The sequence below is a fragment of the Kitasatospora sp. NPDC004723 genome (assembly GCF_040609255.1).
Classification (GTDB): domain Bacteria; phylum Actinomycetota; class Actinomycetes; order Streptomycetales; family Streptomycetaceae; genus Kitasatospora.
In genome coordinates this window covers 96,970-117,204 of sequence record NZ_JBEXJT010000012.1, presented here as the reverse complement: position 1 = coordinate 117,204, position 20,235 = coordinate 96,970, and the positions used below count along the sequence as shown (strand labels likewise).

At 73.0% G+C, this 20,235-nt stretch carries 19 protein-coding genes; 8 read left to right on the top strand and 11 right to left on the bottom strand.

What is annotated here, in order from left to right; all coding sequences use genetic code 11:
• Positions 1-29: 29 nt before the first annotated feature.
• The 3 genes from ABZW10_RS15455 to ABZW10_RS15445 all read right to left on the bottom strand — a co-directional run bounded on the left by ABZW10_RS15455 (position 30) and on the right by ABZW10_RS15445 (position 4,371).
• Entirely contained in the window at positions 30-926 is an 897-nt protein-coding gene (locus tag ABZW10_RS15455; RefSeq protein WP_355364686.1) for a polysaccharide deacetylase family protein, read from the bottom strand.
• Between the two features lie 154 nt (positions 927-1,080).
• Positions 1,081-1,974 (bottom strand): aminoglycoside phosphotransferase family protein, encoded by an 894-nt coding sequence (locus ABZW10_RS15450; protein ID WP_355364683.1) that lies wholly within the window; start codon positions 1,972-1,974, stop codon positions 1,081-1,083.
• Positions 1,975-2,106: 132 nt separating this feature from the next.
• Positions 2,107-4,371, bottom strand: coding sequence for an MMPL family transporter (locus ABZW10_RS15445; RefSeq protein WP_355364847.1), 2,265 nt, complete (start codon positions 4,369-4,371; stop codon positions 2,107-2,109).
• A 565-nt stretch (positions 4,372-4,936) separates the two neighbouring features.
• Here ABZW10_RS15445 and ABZW10_RS15440 point away from each other — a divergent pair.
• The 4 genes from ABZW10_RS15440 (at position 4,937) to ABZW10_RS15425 (ending at position 10,608) form a co-directional block, all read left to right on the top strand.
• Positions 4,937-7,135 (top strand): MMPL family transporter, encoded by a 2,199-nt coding sequence (locus ABZW10_RS15440; RefSeq protein WP_355364680.1) that lies wholly within the window; start codon positions 4,937-4,939, stop codon positions 7,133-7,135.
• A gap of 323 nt (positions 7,136-7,458) precedes the next feature.
• Positions 7,459-7,662, top strand: a complete 204-nt coding sequence (locus ABZW10_RS15435; protein ID WP_327676217.1) for a cold-shock protein — start codon at positions 7,459-7,461, stop codon at positions 7,660-7,662.
• Positions 7,663-7,822: 160 nt separating this feature from the next.
• On the top strand, positions 7,823-9,523 hold the full coding sequence (locus ABZW10_RS15430) for a DEAD/DEAH box helicase (RefSeq protein WP_355364676.1): 1,701 nt from the start codon (positions 7,823-7,825) through the stop codon (positions 9,521-9,523).
• Positions 9,524-9,879: 356 nt separating this feature from the next.
• Positions 9,880-10,608, top strand: a complete 729-nt coding sequence (locus tag ABZW10_RS15425) for a ricin-type beta-trefoil lectin domain protein (RefSeq protein ID WP_355364673.1) — start codon at positions 9,880-9,882, stop codon at positions 10,606-10,608.
• Between the two features lie 78 nt (positions 10,609-10,686).
• On the opposite strand, the gene ABZW10_RS15420 is transcribed toward ABZW10_RS15425, so the two are convergent.
• Entirely contained in the window at positions 10,687-11,298 is a 612-nt protein-coding gene (locus ABZW10_RS15420; protein WP_355364670.1) for a helix-turn-helix domain-containing protein, read from the bottom strand.
• 129 nt (positions 11,299-11,427) lie between these two features.
• Between ABZW10_RS15420 and ABZW10_RS15415 the strand changes: the two genes are divergently transcribed.
• The 4 genes from ABZW10_RS15415 (at position 11,428) to ABZW10_RS15400 (ending at position 13,186) form a co-directional block, all read left to right on the top strand.
• The gene (locus ABZW10_RS15415; protein ID WP_355364667.1) at positions 11,428-12,096 is read left to right on the top strand and encodes an NAD(P)H-dependent oxidoreductase; all 669 of its coding nucleotides are present in this window, start codon (positions 11,428-11,430) and stop codon (positions 12,094-12,096) included.
• 5 nt (positions 12,097-12,101) lie between these two features.
• Positions 12,102-12,425, top strand: a complete 324-nt coding sequence (locus ABZW10_RS15410) for a multidrug efflux SMR transporter (RefSeq protein ID WP_355364664.1) — start codon at positions 12,102-12,104, stop codon at positions 12,423-12,425.
• A gap of 132 nt (positions 12,426-12,557) precedes the next feature.
• The gene (locus tag ABZW10_RS15405) at positions 12,558-12,779 is read left to right on the top strand and encodes a type II toxin-antitoxin system VapB family antitoxin (protein ID WP_355364661.1); all 222 of its coding nucleotides are present in this window, start codon (positions 12,558-12,560) and stop codon (positions 12,777-12,779) included.
• Positions 12,776-13,186: a PIN domain-containing protein gene (locus ABZW10_RS15400; RefSeq protein WP_355364658.1), complete on the top strand. Its 411-nt coding sequence runs from the start codon at positions 12,776-12,778 to the stop codon at positions 13,184-13,186. The genes ABZW10_RS15405 and ABZW10_RS15400 overlap by 4 nt, the downstream gene beginning before the upstream one ends.
• Before the next feature lie 33 nt (positions 13,187-13,219).
• Here the strand turns inward: ABZW10_RS15400 and ABZW10_RS15395 are convergent, their stop codons facing one another.
• The 7 genes from ABZW10_RS15395 to cysC form a co-directional block, all read right to left on the bottom strand.
• Positions 13,220-14,011, bottom strand: coding sequence for a sirohydrochlorin chelatase (locus ABZW10_RS15395; protein WP_355364655.1), 792 nt, complete (start codon positions 14,009-14,011; stop codon positions 13,220-13,222).
• Positions 14,012-14,021: 10 nt separating this feature from the next.
• On the bottom strand, positions 14,022-14,933 hold the full coding sequence (locus tag ABZW10_RS15390; RefSeq protein ID WP_355364652.1) for an ABC transporter permease: 912 nt from the start codon (positions 14,931-14,933) through the stop codon (positions 14,022-14,024).
• Entirely contained in the window at positions 14,920-15,723 is an 804-nt protein-coding gene (locus ABZW10_RS15385) for an ABC transporter ATP-binding protein (RefSeq protein ID WP_355364649.1), read from the bottom strand. The genes ABZW10_RS15390 and ABZW10_RS15385 overlap by 14 nt, the downstream gene beginning before the upstream one ends.
• Positions 15,724-15,887: 164 nt before the next feature.
• On the bottom strand, positions 15,888-17,045 hold the full coding sequence (locus ABZW10_RS15380; protein ID WP_355364646.1) for an aliphatic sulfonate ABC transporter substrate-binding protein: 1,158 nt from the start codon (positions 17,043-17,045) through the stop codon (positions 15,888-15,890).
• 279 nt (positions 17,046-17,324) lie between these two features.
• Entirely contained in the window at positions 17,325-18,665 is a 1,341-nt protein-coding gene (locus tag ABZW10_RS15375; RefSeq protein ID WP_355364643.1) for a GTP-binding protein, read from the bottom strand.
• The gene (gene cysD / locus ABZW10_RS15370) at positions 18,665-19,621 is read right to left on the bottom strand and encodes a sulfate adenylyltransferase subunit CysD (protein ID WP_355364640.1); all 957 of its coding nucleotides are present in this window, start codon (positions 19,619-19,621) and stop codon (positions 18,665-18,667) included. Before cysD ends, ABZW10_RS15375 begins: the two co-directional genes overlap by 1 nt.
• Positions 19,618-20,199, bottom strand: a complete 582-nt coding sequence (cysC, locus tag ABZW10_RS15365) for an adenylyl-sulfate kinase (RefSeq protein ID WP_355364844.1) — start codon at positions 20,197-20,199, stop codon at positions 19,618-19,620. The genes cysD and cysC overlap by 4 nt, the downstream gene beginning before the upstream one ends.
• Between the last annotated feature and the right edge of the window lie 36 nt (positions 20,200-20,235).

The following is a 20,235-nucleotide window of genomic DNA, read 5'->3' as shown; positions in this document are numbered from 1 at the left end:
GCGGAGTGTAGGGGCTCCGGTCGGCCGGATCACGCGGCGGGGAGGTCGAACCGGTAGCCCTGGGCGGTCAGCCAGGGCAGCAACTGCCGTAGCGCGGCGACGGTTTGTGTGCGGTCCCCGCCGCCGTCGTGCAGCAGGACGACGCCGCCGGGCTTGAGCTGTGCCTGGACGGCGGCGACGATGGCCGCCGTGCCCGGGCGGGACCAGTCGCGCGGGTCGACCGACCAGCCCAGCGGGCGCAGGCCGTGGTCGGCGGCGATCGTCCGGTTGTCGGCGGTGAACGCGCCGCCCGGGGCCCGGAACCAGCCCACCTCGGTGCCCGGCCCGCCGGCCTGGACGATCATCTGCCGGGCGTCGGCGATCTCGTGTTCGGCCCGGTCGTGGGGGAGCGCGGCGAAGGGCTGCGGGTGGTCCACGGTGTGGTCGCAGAGCCGGTGGCCGGCGGCGAGGATCCGCTGCACGGCGGCCGGGTCGGCGGCGGCCTGCCGGCCGATCACGCAGAACGTGGCCCTGGCCCCGTACCGGGCGAGCAGGTCCAGGACCTGGCCGGTGGCGGGGCCGGGGCCGTCGTCGAAGGTGAGCGCGACCGTCCGGCCGCCGGAGGCGGTGGAGTGGACGACCGCGGTGGGGACGCCGGTGGTGGGGGAGACGGCGGGCGGCGGGGCGGCCGTCGGGGTGGGGGTGGGGGTGGGCTCCGGGGAGGCCGGGGCCGGCGCGGCGGAGGACGGGGTCGCCGTCGGGGAGGACGGGGCCGGCGCGGGGGATTCCGGGGCGGTGGTGCTCGGCTCCGGCCGGAGCGCGCCGTTCGCCGTGCCGCAGGCGGCCAGGGCCAGCGCGGTGAGCGCCGCAGCGATGCCCCCCGCGGTCCGGCGCAGGCCGCGCCGGACGGCGGGGGAGAGGGACCGCGGGGCAGCGGGCTCCGGCATGGCGGCGGCTCCTGAGGGGCAGAGACGGTGCCGATCCTCGGTCAGGATGACTGACCGACAAGACGTCTTTCATACCGTGGTCGGTTCCCGTTCCACGGCCCGACACCCCGGCCGACCGGCGCGTTCCGGCCACCGCGACCCGGGCCGGAACCGGTCAGAACGGGTACCAGCGCACCTCCGAGGCCCCCGTCCGCAGCGAGTCCACCCGCCGCCGGAACTCGGCCAGCGCCGCCGGATTGCCCGGCGCCTGCTGCGCAACCCAGGAGGCGCTCGCCGTCTCCCGGGCCCCGCGCAGCACCGTGAAGCCGGGCCACTCGCGCACGTCCCAGCCGTACGCCTCGGTGAACGCCCGGTACTCCTCGCCCGGCACGCCGTACCGGTCGTGGCTGAGCGCCAGCACCACCAGGTCGTGCTCGCGCAGGTCGTCGGCGACGAACTCCAGGTCGAGCAGGACCGGCCCGTCCGGGCCGATGTGGACGTTGCGCGGCAGCGCGTCGCCGTGGATCACACCGGTCGGCAGGTGCGGGACGAGCGCGGCCGCCTCGGCCTCGAAGGCGTCCCGGCGCCGACGCAGGAAGTCGACGTCGGCCGGGTCGACATGGCCCTCGGCGGAGGCGAGCCAGCGCCCGACGGGTGCCAGCAGATCGCGCCGCCCGAGCGTGAACGGCGGGGCGGGCAGCCGGTGCAGCGCGTGCAGCAGCGGGGCGAGGTCGACCGGGCGGGCGGGCCGCTCGGCGGGGGCCAGCCGGTGCCAGAACGTGACGGGGTGCCCGTGGGCGAGCTGCGGTTCGACGGGGACCGCGTCGTACGGGCGGACCACCGGGACGTCGTGGCCGGCCAGCCAGTCGGCGACGGCGAGCTCACGGCGGGCGCGCTCGTGCAGTTCCGGGCCGCGGCCGACCTTGGCGACCACGGCCGGGTCGCCGAGGTCGAAGACGGCGTTCTCGCCGAGGGCGAGCAGCCGGGCGTCGGCGGGGCCGGGCAGGCCGGCCGACTCGCAGGCGTGGGCGAGCAGCATTCGGGCCCGCCCCTCGTCGAAGGGGAGCATGAGGGTGTCCGTTTCCTTGCATGACAGCCGGGTGTGGGTGGGCGATCATTCTGGCAAACGGCTGCCGGGCCCCGTGTCGCACGGGGCCCGGCATCGTCCGAGGTCCGAGGGTCCGAGGACCGCTGGGGAAGGTCAGACCTCGATCCGGCGGTGCCGGGCCTGGTGGGCCTGCGGCTCCGTCGCGGCCTGCGGGACCGGGGCGGTCTGGGCGGCGGCGCCGGTGCCGACCGGCGGGACGCTCTCGCCGTGCGAGAGGGAGGGCAGCCAGCCGAGCCAGCGCGGCAGGTACCAGTTGCGCTCGCCGAGCAGGGTCATCACCGAGGGCAGCAGCACGGCGCGGATGATCGTCGCGTCGATCAGCACCGCGACCGCGAGGCCGACGCCCATCTGCTTCATGGCCTGCATGGACAGGGTGCCGAAGACCGCGAACACCGCCACCATGATCACCGCGGCGCTGGTGACCACACCGGCCGTGGAGCGGATGCCGTGGGCGATCGCGGCCCGGGTCGGCAGACCCCGGTCCCGGCCCTCCTTGATCCGGGAGACCACGAAGACGTGGTAGTCCATCGAGAGGCCGAAGAGGATCACGAAGAGGAACAGCGGCACCCAGGACTCCACCGCGCCGACACCCTCGGTCCCGAGCAGCGAGGCCCCCACGCCGTGCTGGAAGACCAGCGTCAGCACCCCGTACGCGGCGCCGACCGACAGCAGGTTGAGCACCACGGCGGTGCCGGCGACGGCCAGCGAGCGGAACGAGGTGAGCATGAGCAGGAAGGCGAAGGCCACCACGAAGCCGAAGACCAGCGGCATCGAGCCGGTCATCTTGGCGTTGAAGTCGTACGAGCCGGCGGTGCGGCCGGTGACCGGCGCCTCGGTGCCGGGAACCTTGAGCACGGTGGCGGGCACGAGCTGCTCGCGCAGGGTCTTCAGCGCGGCGTTGCTGACCTCGTCGTTGCCGGTGCCGTTGAGCGGGATGTCGACGGTGGCGACGTTCTGCTGCCGGTGGACGGTGACGTCGACCGGTCCGTGCATCTGCCCGCTGGCCAGGGCGCGGGCCTCGAGGTCGGCGATCGCGGCGGTCATCGCGGGGGAGCCGATGTCGGTCGCCTTGATCACCACGGAGGCGGGCGCCGGGCTGCCGGGGAAGGCGGCCTCGATCTTCTGCGAGACGGCGACCAGCTCGTTGCCCTTGGGCAGCTGCTGCTGGAAGGTGAGGTTGGCGGTGTGCATGGTGAGCAGCGGGGCGGACAGTCCGATCAGCACGGCCCCGGCGAGCACGGTGGCGGCCAGCGGGCGGTGCAGCACCGGGGTGAGCACGGCGTTCCAGAACCGGCCGCCGGTGGTCGCGGCGTCCGGGTGCCGGAGCCTGCCGAGGAACGGCACCCGGCCCTTGCCGACCCGGTCGCCGAGCATCGACAGCAGGGCGGGCAGCACGGTGAGCGAGCCGAGCACGGCGGTGACGACGACCACGATGGTGGCGTAGGCCATGGCCTGGAACTCGGCGATGCCGGTGAGGAACATGCCGGCCATCGCGATCACCACGGTGACGCCGGAGACCAGCACGGCCCGGCCGCTGGTGGCGGCGGCGATCCGCAGGGAGGTCTCCAGGTCGCGCCCGGCGGCCCGCTCCTCGCGCTCGCGGCGCAGGTAGAAGAGGCAGTAGTCGACGCCGACGGCGAGGCCGACCAGCAGCATCACCGAGCTGGCGTTGTTGCTGGTGTGCAGCAGCCCGCTGCTCAGCGCGACGAGTCCGCCGGCCGCGACGAAGGCGGTGAGCGCGAGCACGACCGGCAGCACGGCGGCGACCAGCGCGCCGAAGGCGACCAGCAGGATGCCGAGGGCGAGCGGGACCGCCGTCCACTCGGCGCGGGCGAAGTCGTCGGAGAACTGCTCCTCCATCCACTTGCCGGAGCTGGCGTCGCCGAGTTCGACGACGGTGAGGTCGGGGTGCTGCTTCTGCACGGCGGCGACGGCGTCGACCACGGCGGTGACGTTCTTCACCGCCTCCTCGCGCTCGCCGTTCACGGTGAGCTGGACGAGGGCCGAGTGGCCGTCGGCGGAGACCGCCTTGGTGTCGTAGGGGGAGCGGACATCACCGGCCTTGCCGGTGCCGTTGACCGCGGCGACGACCTGCTCGACGGCGGTCCGGAAGGCGGGGGCGTCGGTGGTCAGGCCGGTGCTCTGGACCAGCACGGTCTCGGTGGACGGCGGCTTGAGGCCGGCCTGGTCGAGGATCTCGGCGGCCCGGGAGACCTGGCCGGGCATGGATTCGGCGTCGGTGACCTTGGTGCTGCCGTGCATGCCGCCGAGGAAGGCGGCGAGGACGACGAACAGCAACCAGCCGAAGACGGCGGTCTTTCGGTGCCGGGCGCTCCACGCGCCCATGGCGGCGGCCATGCCGAGCTTGGTCTTCACGGGTTCCCCCTGGGAGTGCGGCCGGCGTCGGGATCGGTGACGGGCGCGGCCGGGTCTGCGGCGGTGTTCGACCGCCGGGCTGTCGCCGCCGGGGTGCGGCCCGGCGTCCCAACCGACAGTAGGGAAGCCGCAGGTGAGGGGGTATCCGGCTGGCGGGGGAGTCCGCCCTGTGGTTCTCCTCGGGGGCGGGGTGGGGTTTTCCCTACCCGGCAACCCTGATATCTCCTCCCAGGGATAGGGGCACCGGCTCCACCCTGAGGGGGAGTCAAATCCACCCGGAGCACGAGGTCCGGGGCGTCATACGGGGGTGAAGATGGGTCAGGGCCGCTTTTCGCGTCCCCGAGGGGGTCGGCCTGCGGCAACGGGGTCGGGGGAAAAACTGCTTGCCGGTCGGCAAGTAAGTAACCGTAGGATGGCCTCCTCTGAGTACTTACCTGCCGACCGGCTAGGCCGTTGCCCCCCGCACCGGCCGGGCCGATCCTGATCCGTCGCCCGGTGTCCCGTCCCCCAGGGCTGCGGTGAACCATGCCCAGGAGGCATTACGAGCATGTTCCACCGACTAGGACAATTCGTCGTCCGCCGCGCCTGGTGGGTGATCGCCGGGTGGATCGTCGCGATGATCGCCATCGCGTTCACCGCGCCGAAGATCACCGCCCAGACCGACGAGGCGGCGTTCCTCCCGAAGCACTACGAGTCCATCCAGGCCGCGCAGCTTCAGGAACAGGCCTTCCCCTCGAGCTTCACGCCCTCCGCGCTCGCCCTGTTCGAGCGCAACGACGGCGCCCAGCTGACGGCGGAGGACAAGGCCGCCGCGGCGAAGATCGTCCAGGGCCTCACCGACAAGAAGATCGAGCACGTCGAGCAGATCATCCCGGTCAGCGAGCAGACGACGTCCAAGGACGGCAAGTACGCCCTGGCGCCGGTCGCGATCGACAAGGCCACCCAGAACTCGGACAAGTTCGGCGAGGTCGCCAAGAAGGTCCGTGACGAGGGCAAGGCGCTCGCCCAGGGCACCAGCCTGAAGTTCCAGCTCGGTGGCCAGGCCGCCCAGCAGCTGGACCAGCAGGAGTCCTCCGGCGCGGCCGACGCCGTCATCGGCATCAGCAGTGTCGTCCTGGTCGCGATCATCGTCGGCCTCATCTTCCGCAGCGTGCTGGCCGGCCTCCTGCCGGTCCTGCTCTCGCTGATGATCGCCATGCCGACCGCGAACGGCCTGATCGCCTACGCCACCAAGGCCTTCGACCTGAAGTCCACCCCGGTGCTCTCGGCGATCCTGATCGTGGTGGTGCTCGGCGTCGGAACCGACTACTTCCTGTTCCTCGCCTTCCGCTACCGGGAGCGGCTGCGGGCGGGCGACACCCGGCAGGAGGCCGTGGTCAACGCCGTCGCCCGGGTCGGCGAGGCCATCGCCTCCGCGGCCGGCGCGGTCACCGTCGCCTTCGCGGTGCTGATCCTCTCCAGCCTCGGCATGTTCAAGGCGCTCGGCCCGGCGCTGGCCATCGCGGTCGTCGTCACCGCCTTCGCCTCGCTCACCCTGGCCCCGGCCGTGCTCACGGTCATCCCGGCCCGCGGGGTGTTCTGGCCCGGCAAGAAGTGGATGCGGGAGCCGAGCGACGCCCGGTTCGCCGCGCTCGGCCGCGTCGTCCAGAAGCGTCCGGCCGTCGTGGCCCTCGCCTCCGGCGGTGTGCTGCTGGCCCTGACCGCCGGCGCCCTCAACTACAACGGCACCTTCGACCTCGCGGGCAGCTCCATGCCCAAGACCAAGGAGTCGATGGTCGTCCAGGACAAGCTGGTCACGGCCTTCTCGGCCGGCGCCGCCGACCCGACGCACGTCTACCTGACCAACACCGGCGGCGGCAAGCTCGACCAGGCCGCCTTCGACGGGTACGCCGCCAAGCTCGGCGCCGTTCCCGGCGTCGCCGAGGCCCAGGCGAAGCCGGAGGTCAGCAAGGACGGCGCGACGGCCGACTTCACCGTGCTGCTCAAGAACGAGCCGTCCGGCAACGAGGCGATCGACACCGTCACCAAGCTGCGCGAGGTCGCCCACGCCCAGGCGCCGTCCGGCACCGAGGCCAAGGTCGGCGGCATCACCGCGATCTACAAGGACATCAACCTGGCGATGAGCCACGACTACAAGCTGGTGTTCCCGATCGCGGGTCTGCTGATCCTGCTGATCCTGGCCCTCCAGCTGCGCAGCGTGGTCGCCCCCTGGTACCTGATGGCCTCGGTCGGCCTCGGCTTCACCGCCACCCTGGGCTCCTCGACCCTGCTGTTCCAGAACATCAAGGGCGAGCACGGCATGATGTTCATGCTGCCGATCCTCATCTACCTCTTCGTGGTGGCGATCGGCACCGACTACAACATCCTGATCATCGCCCGGCTGCGCGAGGAGGCCCGCGAGGGCCGCAACCCGCGCGAGGCGGCCCGCGAGGCGGTGCGGCACGGCGGTCCGACCGTCGCGGCGGCCGGCTTCATCCTGGCGGTGTCGTTCGCGACCTTCATGCTCGCGGGCAACATCTTCATGCTGGAGTTCGGCTTCGGCATGGCCTTCGGCATCTTCCTGGCGGCCTTCGTGATGGCGATGTTCTTCACCCCGGCGCTCACCGCGCTGGTCGGCAAGGCCGCGTGGTGGCCGGGCCACGGCGGCGACGCCGTCGGCGGCCAGGGTGGTCACGGCGGCCCGACCGCCGCGCCGGCGAGCCCGTACGGCGCGCACGGCCTCCCGGAGTCGGCCGGACGGCACTGAGGCCGCTCGACCGTCCCGGTGACAGCAGGGCGGCAGTACGGTGCCGCCGGGGAACGGCGCCCGCTTCGGCGGGCGCCGTTTGCCCGTTCCACGGGGCCTGCAAACGTGATCTGTCGGGCAGAAAATCCCCGGTCAATCGGGGTGCGACCGTGCTACAGTCGACTCAGTTGCAGTTTTGGTTCCCATGAACGCTTGTGTGCGCCTGCTGGTCCCAACCAACAGGCGCATTTGTTTTGTCCGGTGTTTCAGTCTCCGGATGGGGATCGCGGCTACTTGGGGTCCACGAGGTGTGGGCTCCGATGCCCCAGTTAGAGGAGACGGTTATGGCTACCGGCACCGTGAAGTGGTTCAACAGCGAGAAGGGCTTCGGCTTCATCGAGCAGGAGACCGGCGGCCCGGACGTGTTCGCGCACTACTCGAACATCGTCGCGCAGGGCTTCCGTGAGCTCGTCGAGGGCCAGAAGGTCGAGTTCGACGTCACCCAGGGCCAGAAGGGCCCGCAGGCCGAGAACATCCGCGTCATCTGAGTCCGGCTTCCGAGCTGACTCGCGATCTCGCGTAGCGAGGGCCCGTACCGCACGGTGCGGGCCCTCGCCCATGCCGCCGAACGGCCGGGGCGGCGAACTCCTTTCCGACGGCCGACCAGCCCCTGACCGGGGGCTGCCGTGCTACGGATGGAGAAACCCCGTGACCACCCCTGCCCAGCCGCCCCGTGACGGCGCCCGCAAGCCCCGCAGCCGCTCCGGCGCCCCGCGCACCGGCGCAGGCCAGCGCTCCGGCTCCGCCGCGCGCTCCGGTGGCGCTCCGCGCTCCGGCGCGTCCTCCCGCCCGCCGCGTCGCAACGCGCCGCGCGTCGCCGAGCCCGCCGACTTCGCCGTCGTCGAGGGCACCCCGGCCCGCCCGCCGGCGGCGAGCTTCGCCGAGCTGGAGCTGCCCAAGGGGATCCTGTCCGCGCTGACCCGCGAGGGCGTCACCGAGCCGTTCCCGATCCAGGCCGCCACGCTGCCCGACTCGATCGCCGGCCGCGACGTGCTCGGCCGCGGCCGCACCGGCTCCGGCAAGACCCTCGCCTTCGGCCTGCCGCTGCTCGCCCGCACCGCCGGCAAGCGCGCCGACGCCCGCCACCCGCTGGCGCTGGTGCTGACGCCCACCCGCGAGCTGGCCCAGCAGGTCACCGAGGCGCTCACCCCGTACGCCACCGCCGTCAACCTGCGGATCGCCACCGTCGTCGGCGGCATGTCGATCACCCGGCAGGCCAACGCGGTGCGGCGTGGCGCCGAGGTCCTGGTCGCCACCCCCGGCCGGCTGGACGACCTGATCGGCCGCGGTGACGTCCGGCTCTCCGACGTCGCGATCACCGTGCTCGACGAGGCCGACCAGATGGCCGACATGGGCTTCCTGCCGCAGGTCACCAAGCTGCTGGAGCAGGTCGCCGAGGGCGGGCAGCGGATGCTGTTCTCCGCCACCCTGGACCGCAACGTCGACCGGCTGGTCAAGCGCTTCCTGGCCGACCCGGTGACCCACTCGGTCGACCCCTCGGCCGGCGCGGTCACCACCATGGACCACCACGTGCTCCAGCTGGACCCGGCCGACAAGGCGTCCACCACCGCCCACATCGCCTCCCGCGACGGGCGCGTGATCATGTTCGTGCACACCAAGCACGGCGCCGACCGGCTGGCCAAGCAGCTGCTCGCCAACGGCGTGAAGGCCGCCGCCCTGCACGGCGGCAAGTCCCAGCCGCAGCGCAACCGGGTGCTCGACCAGTTCCGGGACGGCCACGTCACCGCGCTGATCGCCACCAACGTCGCCGCCCGCGGCATCCACATCGACGGCCTCGACCTGGTCGTCAACGTCGACCCGCCGATCGACCACAAGGACTACCTGCACCGCGGTGGCCGCACCGCCCGGGCCGGCGAGTCCGGCACCGTCGTCACCCTGGTGCTGCCCGACCAGCGCCGCGAGGTCGGCCGGCTGATGACCGTGGCCGGGATCCGCCCGACCACCACCAAGATCCGCCCCGGCGACGCCGAACTCACCCGGATCACCGGCGCCCGCACCCCCAGCGGCGTGCCGGTCGCCCTGGCCGTGCCCGCCCCGGCGGTGCCCGCCGACACGGAGGCCGGGAAGGCCGCGCCGAAGTCCTCCTCCGGCCCGCGCCGGCGCTCCGGCAAGCGCTCGGGGCTGCCGACCGACGTCGACATGAACGGCAACCCGCGCCGCCCCCGGCCCAAGCAGCGCGTGGGCGGTGCGGCCGGCGGCCAGGGCGGCGGCGCGCCGCGCCAGGCGGCCGGCTTCATCGGCCGCGCCTCGGGCCGTGCGAAGCCCGGTAGCGGCTCCAAGTCCGGCTCCAACTACGGCACCGGCCGCCAGCGCCGCCAGGGCGACTGAGCGACCGGCCTGAGCGACCGGCCTGAGCGACCGGTCGACCGGGTGCCCGGCCTGCCGAGCGATCGGCACGACCACGGCGCCACCCGGCGTCCGACGGCCCGGTTCACCCCGTACGGGGTGAACCGGGCCGACTGCTTTCCGGCCGGATCCGCCGCGGCCCCGGCCTGCTGTCGCGTCCGACCGTCCGTTCGGGCCAGACCCCGTCCGTGGACGGACGACTGGCGTGATCGTCCCCCGCGCTGTTGACCGTGGCCAGACATCCCCCGACGCTTTCACGCGGCCCGCACAACTGTCGCACCGTCATCACGGTTCCCGGGCGGGCCGTCCGGTTCACCGTCCACGGAAGGACCTTCCCGATGCGTCGTACCGCCGCCCTCCTCTCCTCCGCCGCGCTGCTCGGCGCGGCCGCCTCGCTCGCCGCGCCGGCCACCGGCGCCCAGGCCCTCGCCGGGGGCTGTGGCGCCTCCGTCGCCGGCTGGAGCGCCTACGGCACCTGTTCCGGCATCGACCCGCTCCAGACCTGGTACGTCTCCGCCACCTGTCAGTGGTGGAACGCCCAGCACACCGTGCAGTTCAGCCGCGGCACCGTCAGCGGCGTGGTGGTCGGCGACGGCAGCGCGGTCGCGCCCTGCGGCGTCAACGAGACCGTCTCCTTCCCGTACGTCGTCTTCGGCGCCAAGCTCCCCCCGCAGCCCGCGGGCCCGGTCGGCCAGATCACCGGCTACGCCGGCAAGTGCGTCGACGTGAAGGGCGCCAGCAGCAACGACGGCACCCCCGTCCAGATCTACGACTGCAACGGCACCAACGCCCAGCAGTGGAAGATCGGGGCGGACGGCACCATCCGCGACTTCCTCAAGTGCATGGACGTCTCCGGCGGCGGGACCGCCAACGGCACCAAGGTGCAGCTCTACACCTGCAACGGCAGCGGGGCGCAGCAGTGGCAGGTCCGGGCCGACGGCTCGATCTACAACCCGCAGTCCGGCCGCTGCCTGGACGACCTCGGCTTCTCCACCGCCAACGGCAACCAGCTGGGCATCTGGGACTGCAACGGGGCCGAGAACCAGGTCTGGCACGTCCCCGCGTGACCGGGTCGGTGGCGGCGGCCGTGAGCGCCGCCGCCACCGCCGCGTTCGTGGCCCCGTCCGCCGGCGTCTGACGGTGAGTCAGTCGGGTCGGCCGAGCGTGCCGTGCGCCAGTACGGCGAGGCCCGCCGCGATCCGCGCGGGGGTGACACCGCCCTCGCGCTGGTGGCGGAAGAGCTCGGGGGCGAGCGGGGCGAGCAGCTGGTCGGCCAGCACCTCCGGGTCCGGCCGGCCGGCCGCGCGCGCCAGGTGGGCGACGTGCAGCCGCCAGAAGGCGTAGGCGCCGGTGCGGTAGCGGGCCGCGCCGGTCTCGGCGCCGAGCACCAGGTGCACATGGGTCTCCAGCAGCTCGACCATCGCCGCGTAGAACGCCGCGAGCCGTTCGGCCGGGGCCGGCGCCGCGCCGGCGTCGCCCGGGCCGAGCGGCGGATCCCCGCGCAACAGCCGTTCCTGGAGGGCGCGTTCGTGCTCGTCGAGCAGGGCGCGGGCGATCGAGGCGCGGTCCGGGTAGCGGCGGTAGAGCGTGCCCCGGCCGATGCCGGCCGCCCGGGCGATGTCGTCCATGGTGACGGCGGTCGGGTCGCCCGCGGCGAAGAGCCGTTCGGCGGCGGCGAGCACCTTGGCCCGGTTCCGGGCGGCGTCGGCCCGTTCGCGGGGCGGCGGCCCGTCGGCCAGCGGGAGGTCCGTCGTCATGGGTTCCAGCCTAGGAGGCAAGTGGACACGCAGTCCACTTGCCTCTACGGTTTGGGGGGCCGGTAAGTGGACGATGTGTCCACTTCTATCGCGGCTCCGTCCTGCCCAGACCCGCCCCGGGGGTTCACCGTGTCCCACCTCCTGCACCTCGACAGCAGCGCGCGCACCGACTCCTTCACCCGCCGCCTCGGCGAGGCCTTCGCCGAGGCCTGGGAGGGCGGCGGGGGCGAGGTGACCCACCGCGACCTCGCCGCCGACCCCGTCCCGCCGATCCGCGAGGGCTGGACCCGGATCTGCGACACCCTGCTGCGCGAGGGCATCACCGACATCGCCCGCTACCCCGAGGCCGTCCGCACCGAGCAGGAGCACGAGGCCTGGGCCGTCGTCCGGCCGCTGCTCGACGAGCTCGTCGCGGCGGACGCCGTGCTGATCGGCGCGCCGATGTACAACTTCGGCATCCCGTCCGCGCTGAAGGCCTGGATCGACCAGGTGACCTTCCCGAGGATGGTGCTCGCGCCGCGCAAGTTCGTGGTCGTCGCCGCCCGCGGCGGCGCCTACGGACCGGGCACCCCGCGCGCGCCCTACGACCACAACGGCCGCTACCTGAGCGACTTCGTCCGCGGCCACTACGCGGTCGAGGACACCGAGGTGATCGCCGCCGAACTCGTCAACTCGCTGGTCGACCCCGCCCTGGCCGGCCGGGTCACCCAGCACCGGGAGTCCGTCGCCGACGCGCTGTACCGGGCCGGCGAACTGGGCACCAAGCTGGTCGGCTACCGCATCCCGAGGGAGGACTGAGCGCCGTGCCGTGGATCTGGCTGCTGCTGGCCGGCGTGGTGGAGGTCGCCTGGGCGCAGTCCATCGAGCCCACCCGCGGATTCACCCGGCTCCCGCAGAGCGCCCTGTGCCTCGTCCTCATGCTGGGCGCGGTCTACCTGCTCTCCCGCGCCCTCCGGGACCTCCCGGTCGGCACCTCCTACGCCGTCTTCACCGGCATCGGCACCATCGGCACCGTCCTGACCGCCCTCGCCGTCCGCCACGAGGTCCCGTCCCCCACCACCCTCGCCGGCCTCACCCTCATCACCGCCGGCCTCCTCACCGTTCACCTCGGCACCCCCACCCCCTGACCCCGTCGCGCCGGCCCCGGCACCCATGTCGCGCCACGACCCCGGCGGCCCGGCGCGACGGCCTCGCCCAGGCCATGTTGGTGCAATACAATGGCTTATCCATCACCAACATCTATCGCCGGAGGTGCGGGGATGTCCGTGACACAGATCGACATCGACGAAGAGGCGCTGGAGCGCGCCATGGCGCTGGCGGGGGTGCGGACCAAGAAGGAAGCCGTCAACCTCGCCCTCCGCTACTACGCCGAACAGCGGGAACGCGCGGCGAGGATCGGCCGGCACTTCGAACGGGCCCGGCAGTGGGGAGCGGTGGAGGACGCCGAGCGGCTGCACCGGACGGAGAAGGACGCCCGGTGATCTACCTGCTCGACACCTCCGCCCTGGTGCGGCTGCTGCGTGACCCGGAACTTCAGACCGTTTGGTACGACGCGATCGACGCCCAGTCGATCGCGTCGTGCTATCCCCAGCGCGCGGAGTTCCTCTACAGCGCGCGGGACGCGCGCGAGTACGACGAGATCGCCGAGATGTTCGCCGACCTCTATCCGGACGTCACGGTCCCCAAGAGCGCCGGACGCTGGATCGACACGGTGCAGCGCCGGATGGCCCTCGCGGGGCAGCACCGCAGTGCCTCCGCGGTCGATCTCCTGATCGCGGCGACGGCTGCGCACCACGGACTCACCGTGCTGCACGACGATGCCGACTACCGGACGGTGGCCCGCCACGCGCCCGATCTCACCGAGCACAGCATCCTGGCCCACGGCTGACCGGCGCTGATCGGTGACCGTGCAGCCGGGGGCTCAGGCGGTGAGGGCCGGGGCCGTTCTCGCCGTCGTGCGGGCCTCGTCGTAGCGGGTGAGGAGGAGGCGGGCGAGGTCGGGGGTGGGGGCGAGGGTGGCGGCGAGGTGGTCGGCGGCGGCCTCGGTGGCGGCTTCGGCGATGCGGTCGGGGAGCAGGCCGGGGGCGAGCAGGTAGAGGGAGACGGCGACCCGGTCGACGGCGGGGGTGCGGCGCAGGGCCGCGACCGCGTCGGGCACGCGCGGGCCGCCCGCGGAGGCGTAGGCGACCTCGACGGCGGCCCAGCCGCGGGTGCGGCGCCACTCGGCGGCGACCGCCCGGGTGGCGGCGTCGGCGGCCGGGTCGGAGGAGCCGGCGGCGGCGAGCACGACGCCGGTGCGGGCGCGGGCGGCGGGGGAGGCGAGCGCGGGGGCGGCCTCGGTGAGCCGGCGGTCGAGCGCCGACAGCAGCAGCGGCGACGGGCCGAGCACATCGGCCACCGGCAGGTCGGCGCCGGCCGCGCGCAGGGCGGCGGGGATGTCGTGCTTGGCGTGGAAGGCCCGGTTGAGCAGCAGCGGGACGGCCACCGCCGCCGGCCCGAGCCGGTCCAGCACCTGCGGGATCCGCGGAGCGCAGTGGTCGAGGTAGGCGGTGGCGACGTCCAGGCCGGGCCGCAGCGCCCGCACCTGGGCGACCAGCGCGGCGACGGCCGCGGCGTGCCGGGGGTCGCGGCTGCCGTGGGCGATCAGCAGCAGCGCGGGGCTGCCCGCCGCCACCGGGGTGGCGGGGGCGGCGGACAGCCGTCGGTCGCTCATGCGCGGGGCCTCACTTGCCGCCGGCCAGCAGGCCGCGGTTGCGCAGGACCCGGCGCTCGACCGGGGTGAAGACGAGCAGCTCGATGGCGATGCCGACGAACAGGATGAGGATGATGCCGAGCAGGACGCCGGCCATGTCGGAGAACTCGCGCTGGTTCTCCAGGAACCGGCCGAGGCCGAGGCCCAGGTCGGGGGAGGAGGCGACGAGCTCGGCGGCCATCAGCGAGCGCCAGGAGAAGGCCCAGCCCTGCTTGAGTCCGGCCAGGTAGCCGGGCAGCGCGGCGGGCAGCAGGATGTGCCGGGCACCGGTGAGGCCGGTGGCGCCGATGGTGCGCCCGGCCCGCAGGAACAGCGGCGGGACCTGGTCGATGCCCGCGACCAGCCCGTTGGCGATGGACGGGACGGCGCCGAGCAGGATGACCGCGTACATCATCGAGTCGTTGATGCCGAGCCAGATGACGGCGGCCGGCACCCAGGCGACCGAGGGCAGCGACTGGAGGCCGGAGAGGACCGGGCCGAGCGCGGCCCGCACCGGCTTGACCCGGGCGACCAGCAGGCCGATCGGGGTGCCGATGACGAGCGCGACCAGGAAGCCGGACAGTCCGCGCCAGACGCTGGTCCAGATGATCGAGAACAGCGTGCCCTTGTACCAGAGGTCCTCGGCGGCGTGCCAGACGTCCAGCGGGCTGGGGAGCTTGTACTCGGTGGTGACGTGGAGGCTGTAGGCGCCCTGCCAGAGGGCGAGCACCAGGACGACACCGAGCAGCGGCGGCAGGACCTTCTGCCGCAGCGTCTCGGCGGTGGAGTTGCGCTGGGTGACGACCGCGTCCAGGGCGTCCAGGCCCGACCCGACGCTCGCGAAGTCGGCGACGGTGCCCGCGTGGGCCGACCCGGCCTTGGTGGTGGTGTCAGTGCTGGCCATGGCGGCGGATCTCCCCACGCAGTTCTTCGGTGATCTCGATGGACAGGTCGGCCACGCCGGAGGACTCGATCCGGCGCGGCTGGGGGAGGTCGATGTGCCACTCCCGGTTGACCCGGCCGGGGCGGGAGGAGAGCAGCACCACGCGCTGGGCCAGCCGGACGGCCTCCCGCACGTTGTGGGTGACGAAGAGGACGGCCAGCTTGCGCTCGGCCCAGATCCGGGTGATCTCGTCGTGCAGGACGTCCCGGGTGATGGCGTCCAGGGCGGCGAACGGCTCGTCCATCAGCAGCACCTTGCTGCCCTGGGCGAGCGCGCGGGCCATCGCGACGCGCTGGCGCATGCCGCCGGACAGCTCGTGCACCCGCTTGTCGTAGGAGCCGTCGAGCCGGACGAGTTCGAGCAGCCGCTCGGCCTCGGGGCGGCGCTCGGGGCGGGGGACACCGGCGAGCTTCAGGGCGAGTTCGATGTTCTTGCCGGCCGTGAGCCAGGGGAAGAGCGCGTGTTCCTGGAACATCAGCGCGGGGCGTCCTCCGGGCACCTCGATGCTGCCCGCGGTGGGCTTGTCGAGGCCGGCGACCAGGTTGAGCAGGGTGGACTTGCCGCAGCCCGAGGCGCCGAGCAGCGTGACGAACTCGCCCGGGGCGACATCGAGGGTGATGTCGTCCAGGACGTGGGTCTGCGCGCCGGGGCGGCCGAAGGACTTGTGCACGTGCGAGATCCGGACGGCGGGGGCGCCGTCACGAGTGCCGACGCCGGGGGCGTCGTCCGAGGTGGTCAGTGCCGGAGTCATTCCGGGCACCTCCTGCGTGGTGTGGTCTGGCATCTGGTGTCAGGGAGAGGACCGGGGTCCGGGCCCCCGCCCGGCCCGAGCTCGGGGCATCGAGCGGGCATCGGTACGGGCGGGGCGGGGGCCGGACCGCGGGGTTCGTGCGCGGTGGTGCGGTCCTGCGGGCGCTACTTGGCGCCGAGTCCGGCGTCCGCGACGGGGCTCTGCCCCTTCTCCTTCAGCACCTTGTTGAGCAGGGTGAGGTCGTAGATGCCGTTCAGGTTCGGCTTCTTGAGCAGGCCGGCGGTGACGGCGTTGTCGGCCTCGGTCTGCAGGGTGGCGGCCAGCGGGTCGTCCAGGAAGTCGATGTCGGCCCAGGCCGGGTCGAGGATGGCCGCGTCCAGGGCGTTGCCGGCCTCCTTCTTGATGGCCTCGTTCGCGTCGGCCTTGGCCTTGTCCGGGTTGGCCTTGATGAAGGCGTTGGTGTTCACCGAGCCGCGCAGCACGGCCTCGACCACGTCGGGGTGTTCGGCGAGGAACTTCTGCGAGACGATGATGTTGGTGATCACGAACTTCTTGTCCGGCCAGATGTCCTTCTCGTTGAGCAGGACCTTCGCACCGAGGGTGACCAGCTTGGACGCGGTCGGCTCGGGCACCCAGGCGGCGTCGATGGAGCCCTGCTTGTAGGCGTCCGGGGTGACCTTGTTGTCGCTGCGCACCACGCTGACGTCGCCGGCGCCGGTCGAGGCGTCGACCTTGAAGCCCTTGCCGGCGAGGTAGTTGAGCAGCGCCACGTCCTGGGTGTTGCCCAGCTGCGGGGTGGCGATCTTCTTGCCCTTGAGGTCGTCCAGCGAGGCGATCTTGTCCGGGTTGGCGACCAGCTTGACGCCGCCGGAGGCCGAACCGCCGATGATCTTCAGGGACTTGCCCTCGGACTTGGTGAAGCCGTTGATCGCCGGGGAGGGGCCGATCCAGCCGATGTCGATGGAGCCGGCGTTGAGCGCCTCGATCTCGGCCGGGCCCGCGTTGAAGACCTGGGGCTTGATCTGGGTGGCGCCCAGCTCCTTCTGGAATATGCCCTCCTGGAGGCCCACCAGCGGGGTGCCGTGGGTCAGGTTGGCGAAGTAGCCGATCCTCACCGTGTCGGCGGAGAGCTTGGCACCGGAGGCGGAATCACCGGCGGGGGCGGCGGTGTTGGTCTTCTTGTCGTCGTCCTTGGAGCCGTAGCCGCAGGCGGAGAGCAGCGCGACGGCGGTGAGGCCGGCCACGGCGGCCGCGGCGGAGCGTCTGATCCGGCCGGCGGTGGGGCGTGCGAGGGTATGCGGAAGTGCCTGGTTCGGTGCCATGGGTGAGTCCTGTTCACGGACGGACCGTCAGGAAGGCGGTCTCGGGAGGACGTTCGGTCAAGGTTGTGCTTGCGGCACCGCACGGGGTGCCGGGCAAGCCGGGCCGGGGGACGCTGCTGCGCCTGCTGTGGGGAGGGACAGCGGCGGCCGGCCCGGTGACAGGGCGTTCTCAGCCCTGTCGGCCCACACATCGCGTCAGGCCGCCCTGGCCGCTGCCGAGGACGCCGCTGCCGATGCGGCCGCCTTCCTTGTCCATGCCCGAGAACGCCTCGCTGGGCATCAGACCCAGTCCTCCTCGTCGGGTTCGTTCGCGTCGGTGCTGCGTACGGTCTCGAAGGCCTCGCCCGCCATGCCGGCGGTGAGGGTGGTGCCGTCGGCCGGGTCGATCAGCAGGAACGATCCGGTCCGGCGGTTGTCGCGGTACTCGTCGAGCGCCAGCGGCTCGGCGGTGCGCAGCACCACGTGGCCGATGTCGTTGACGTTCAGACCCTCGGCGCCGGAGCGCTGCTCCAGCGTGTCGATGTCGATCCGGTAGGTGATCTCCTTGACCAGCGCGCGCACGGTGCGGGTGGTGTGCTTGAGCAGCACCTTGTCGCCGGCCCGCAGCGGCCGCTCGTTGAGGTGGCTGACGGTGGCCTCGATGTCCTTGGTGGGGACGGGCGCGGAGCCGGCCGCGATGAGGTCGCCGCGGGAGATGTCGATGTCGTCGGCCAGGCGCACGGTGACCGACTGGGGGGCCCAGGCGATGTCGGTGGCCCGGCCGAGGGCGTCGATGCCGGTGACGGTGGTGGTGTGGCCCGACGGCAGCACGGTGACGGCGTCGCCGACCCGCAGCACGCCGGAGGCCAGCTGGCCCGCGTAGCCGCGGTAGTCCGGGTGCTCCTCGGTCTGCGGGCGGATCACGTACTGGACCGGGAAGCGGGCCGGCTCGGCGCTCGGGTCGCTGCCGACCGGCACGGTCTCCAGGTGCTCCAGCAGGGTCGGGCCGCCGTACCAGTCCATGTGCGCGGACGGCTCGACGACGTTGTCCCCGGCGAGCGCGGAGATCGGGACGGCGACGACGTCCTTGACGCCGAGCGAGGCCGCGTAGGCGGTGAACTCGGCGGCGATGGCGGCGAAGACGGGCTCGGCGTAGTCGACCAGGTCCATCTTGTTGACGGCCAGCACCACGTGCGGCACCCGCAGCAGGGCGGCGACGGCGGCGTGCCGGCGGGTCTGCTCGACCACGCCGTTGCGGGCGTCGACCAGGACGACGGCCAGCTCGGCGGTGGAGGCGCCGGTGACCATGTTCCGGGTGTACTGCACGTGCCCGGGGGTGTCGGCGAGGATGAACCGCCGCCGGGGGGTGGCGAAGTAGCGGTAGGCGACGTCGATGGTGATGCCCTGCTCGCGCTCGGCGCGCAGGCCGTCGGTGAGCAGCGCGAGGTCGGGCGCCTCCTGGCCGCGGTTGCGGGACGCGTGCTCGACGGCCTCCAGCTGGTCGGCCAGCACCGACTTGGAGTCGTGCAGCAGCCGCCCGACCAGGGTGGACTTGCCGTCGTCGACGGAGCCCGCGGTGGCGAAGCGCAGCAGCGAGGTGGCGGTGCCGGTCCCGGTCGTGCCGGTCTGGGTGGTGCTCATTAGAAGTATCCCTCGCGCTTGCGGTCTTCCATCGCGGCCTCGGAGAGCTTGTCGTCGGCGCGGGTGGCGCCGCGCTCGGTGAGGCGGCTGGCGGCGATCTCGGCGATGACGGCCTGGATGGTGGCGGCGTCGGAATCGACGGCACCGGTGCAGGACATGTCCCCGACGGTGCGGTAGCGGATCAGCCGCCGCTCGACCGGCTCGTTCTCCTTGGGGCCGCCCCACTCGCCGGCGGTCAGCCACATGCCGTCGCGGGCGAAGACGTCGCGCTCGTGGGCGTAGTAGATCTCCGGGAGCTCGATGTTCTCGCGCTCGATGTACTGCCAGACGTCCAGCTCGGTCCAGTTGGAGAGCGGGAAGACGCGCACGTGCTCGCCGACGGCGTGCCGGCCGTTGTAGAGCGACCACAGCTCGGGGCGCTGGCGGCGCGGGTCCCAGGCGCCGAACTCGTCGCGCAGCGAGAAGACGCGCTCCTTGGCGCGGGCCTTCTCCTCGTCGCGCCGGCCGCCGCCGAAGACCGCGTCGAAGCGGCCCTTCTCGATGGAGTCGAGCAGCGGGACGGTCTGCAGCGGGTTGCGGGTGCCGTCGGGGCGCTCGCGCAGCACGCCCCGGTCGATGAAGTCCTGCACGGAGGCGACGTGCAGGCGCAGGTTGTGCTCGGCCGCGACGCGGTCCCGGTAGGCGATGACCTCCGGGAAGTTGTGGCCGGTGTCGACGTGCAGCAGCGAGAACGGGACGGCGGCCGGCCAGAAGGCCTTGAGCGCCAGGTGCAGCATGACGATGGAGTCCTTGCCGCCCGAGAAGAGGATCACCGGGCGCTCGAACTCCCCCGCGACCTCGCGGAAGATGTGCACCGACTCGGCCTCCAGCGCGTCCAGGTGGGACAGCGCGAAGGGCCCCCCTGAATTCTCGTTGGGGTCGTCGGCCTGCACCAGGCTCTGGGTCGCGGTGGTCATGCCAGGCCCCTCTCGGTCAGGAAGGCGTGCAGCTCGGCGGCGGACTCGGCGACCGCGCGGCCCTGGGTCTGGAGCCGCAGCTCCGGGTGCTCGGGCGCCTCGTAGGGGTCGTCGACGCCGGTGAGGCCGGAGATCTCGCCGGCCGCCTGCTTCGCGTACAGTCCCTTGACGTCGCGCTCGGCGCACAACTCGACCGGGGTGGCGACGTGGATCTCCAGGAAGTCGGTGCCGTGCTCGGCGTGCCGCTCGCGCACGGCGGCGCGGGAGTCGGCGTAGGGCGCGATCACCGGGGCGAGCACCTTGACGCCGTTGGCGGCGAGCTTCTCGGCGACGAAGCCGATCCGGGTGACGTTGGTGTGCCGGTCCTCGCGGCTGAAGCCGAGGCCCTTGGAGAGGAACTCGCGGATCTCGTCGCCGTCCAGGACCTCGACCTTGTGGCCCTCGGTGCGCAGCCGCTCGGCCAGGGCGAAGGCGAGCGTGGTCTTGCCCGCGCTCGGCAGCCCGGTCAGCCACACGGTGGCGCCGCGCTCGCAGGGGCCGGCCGCGCGGGCCGCCTCTGCGGCTCCGGCGGCGGCCAGGGTGTCGGCTGTGGTCACGGTGACGTCCTTAGAACG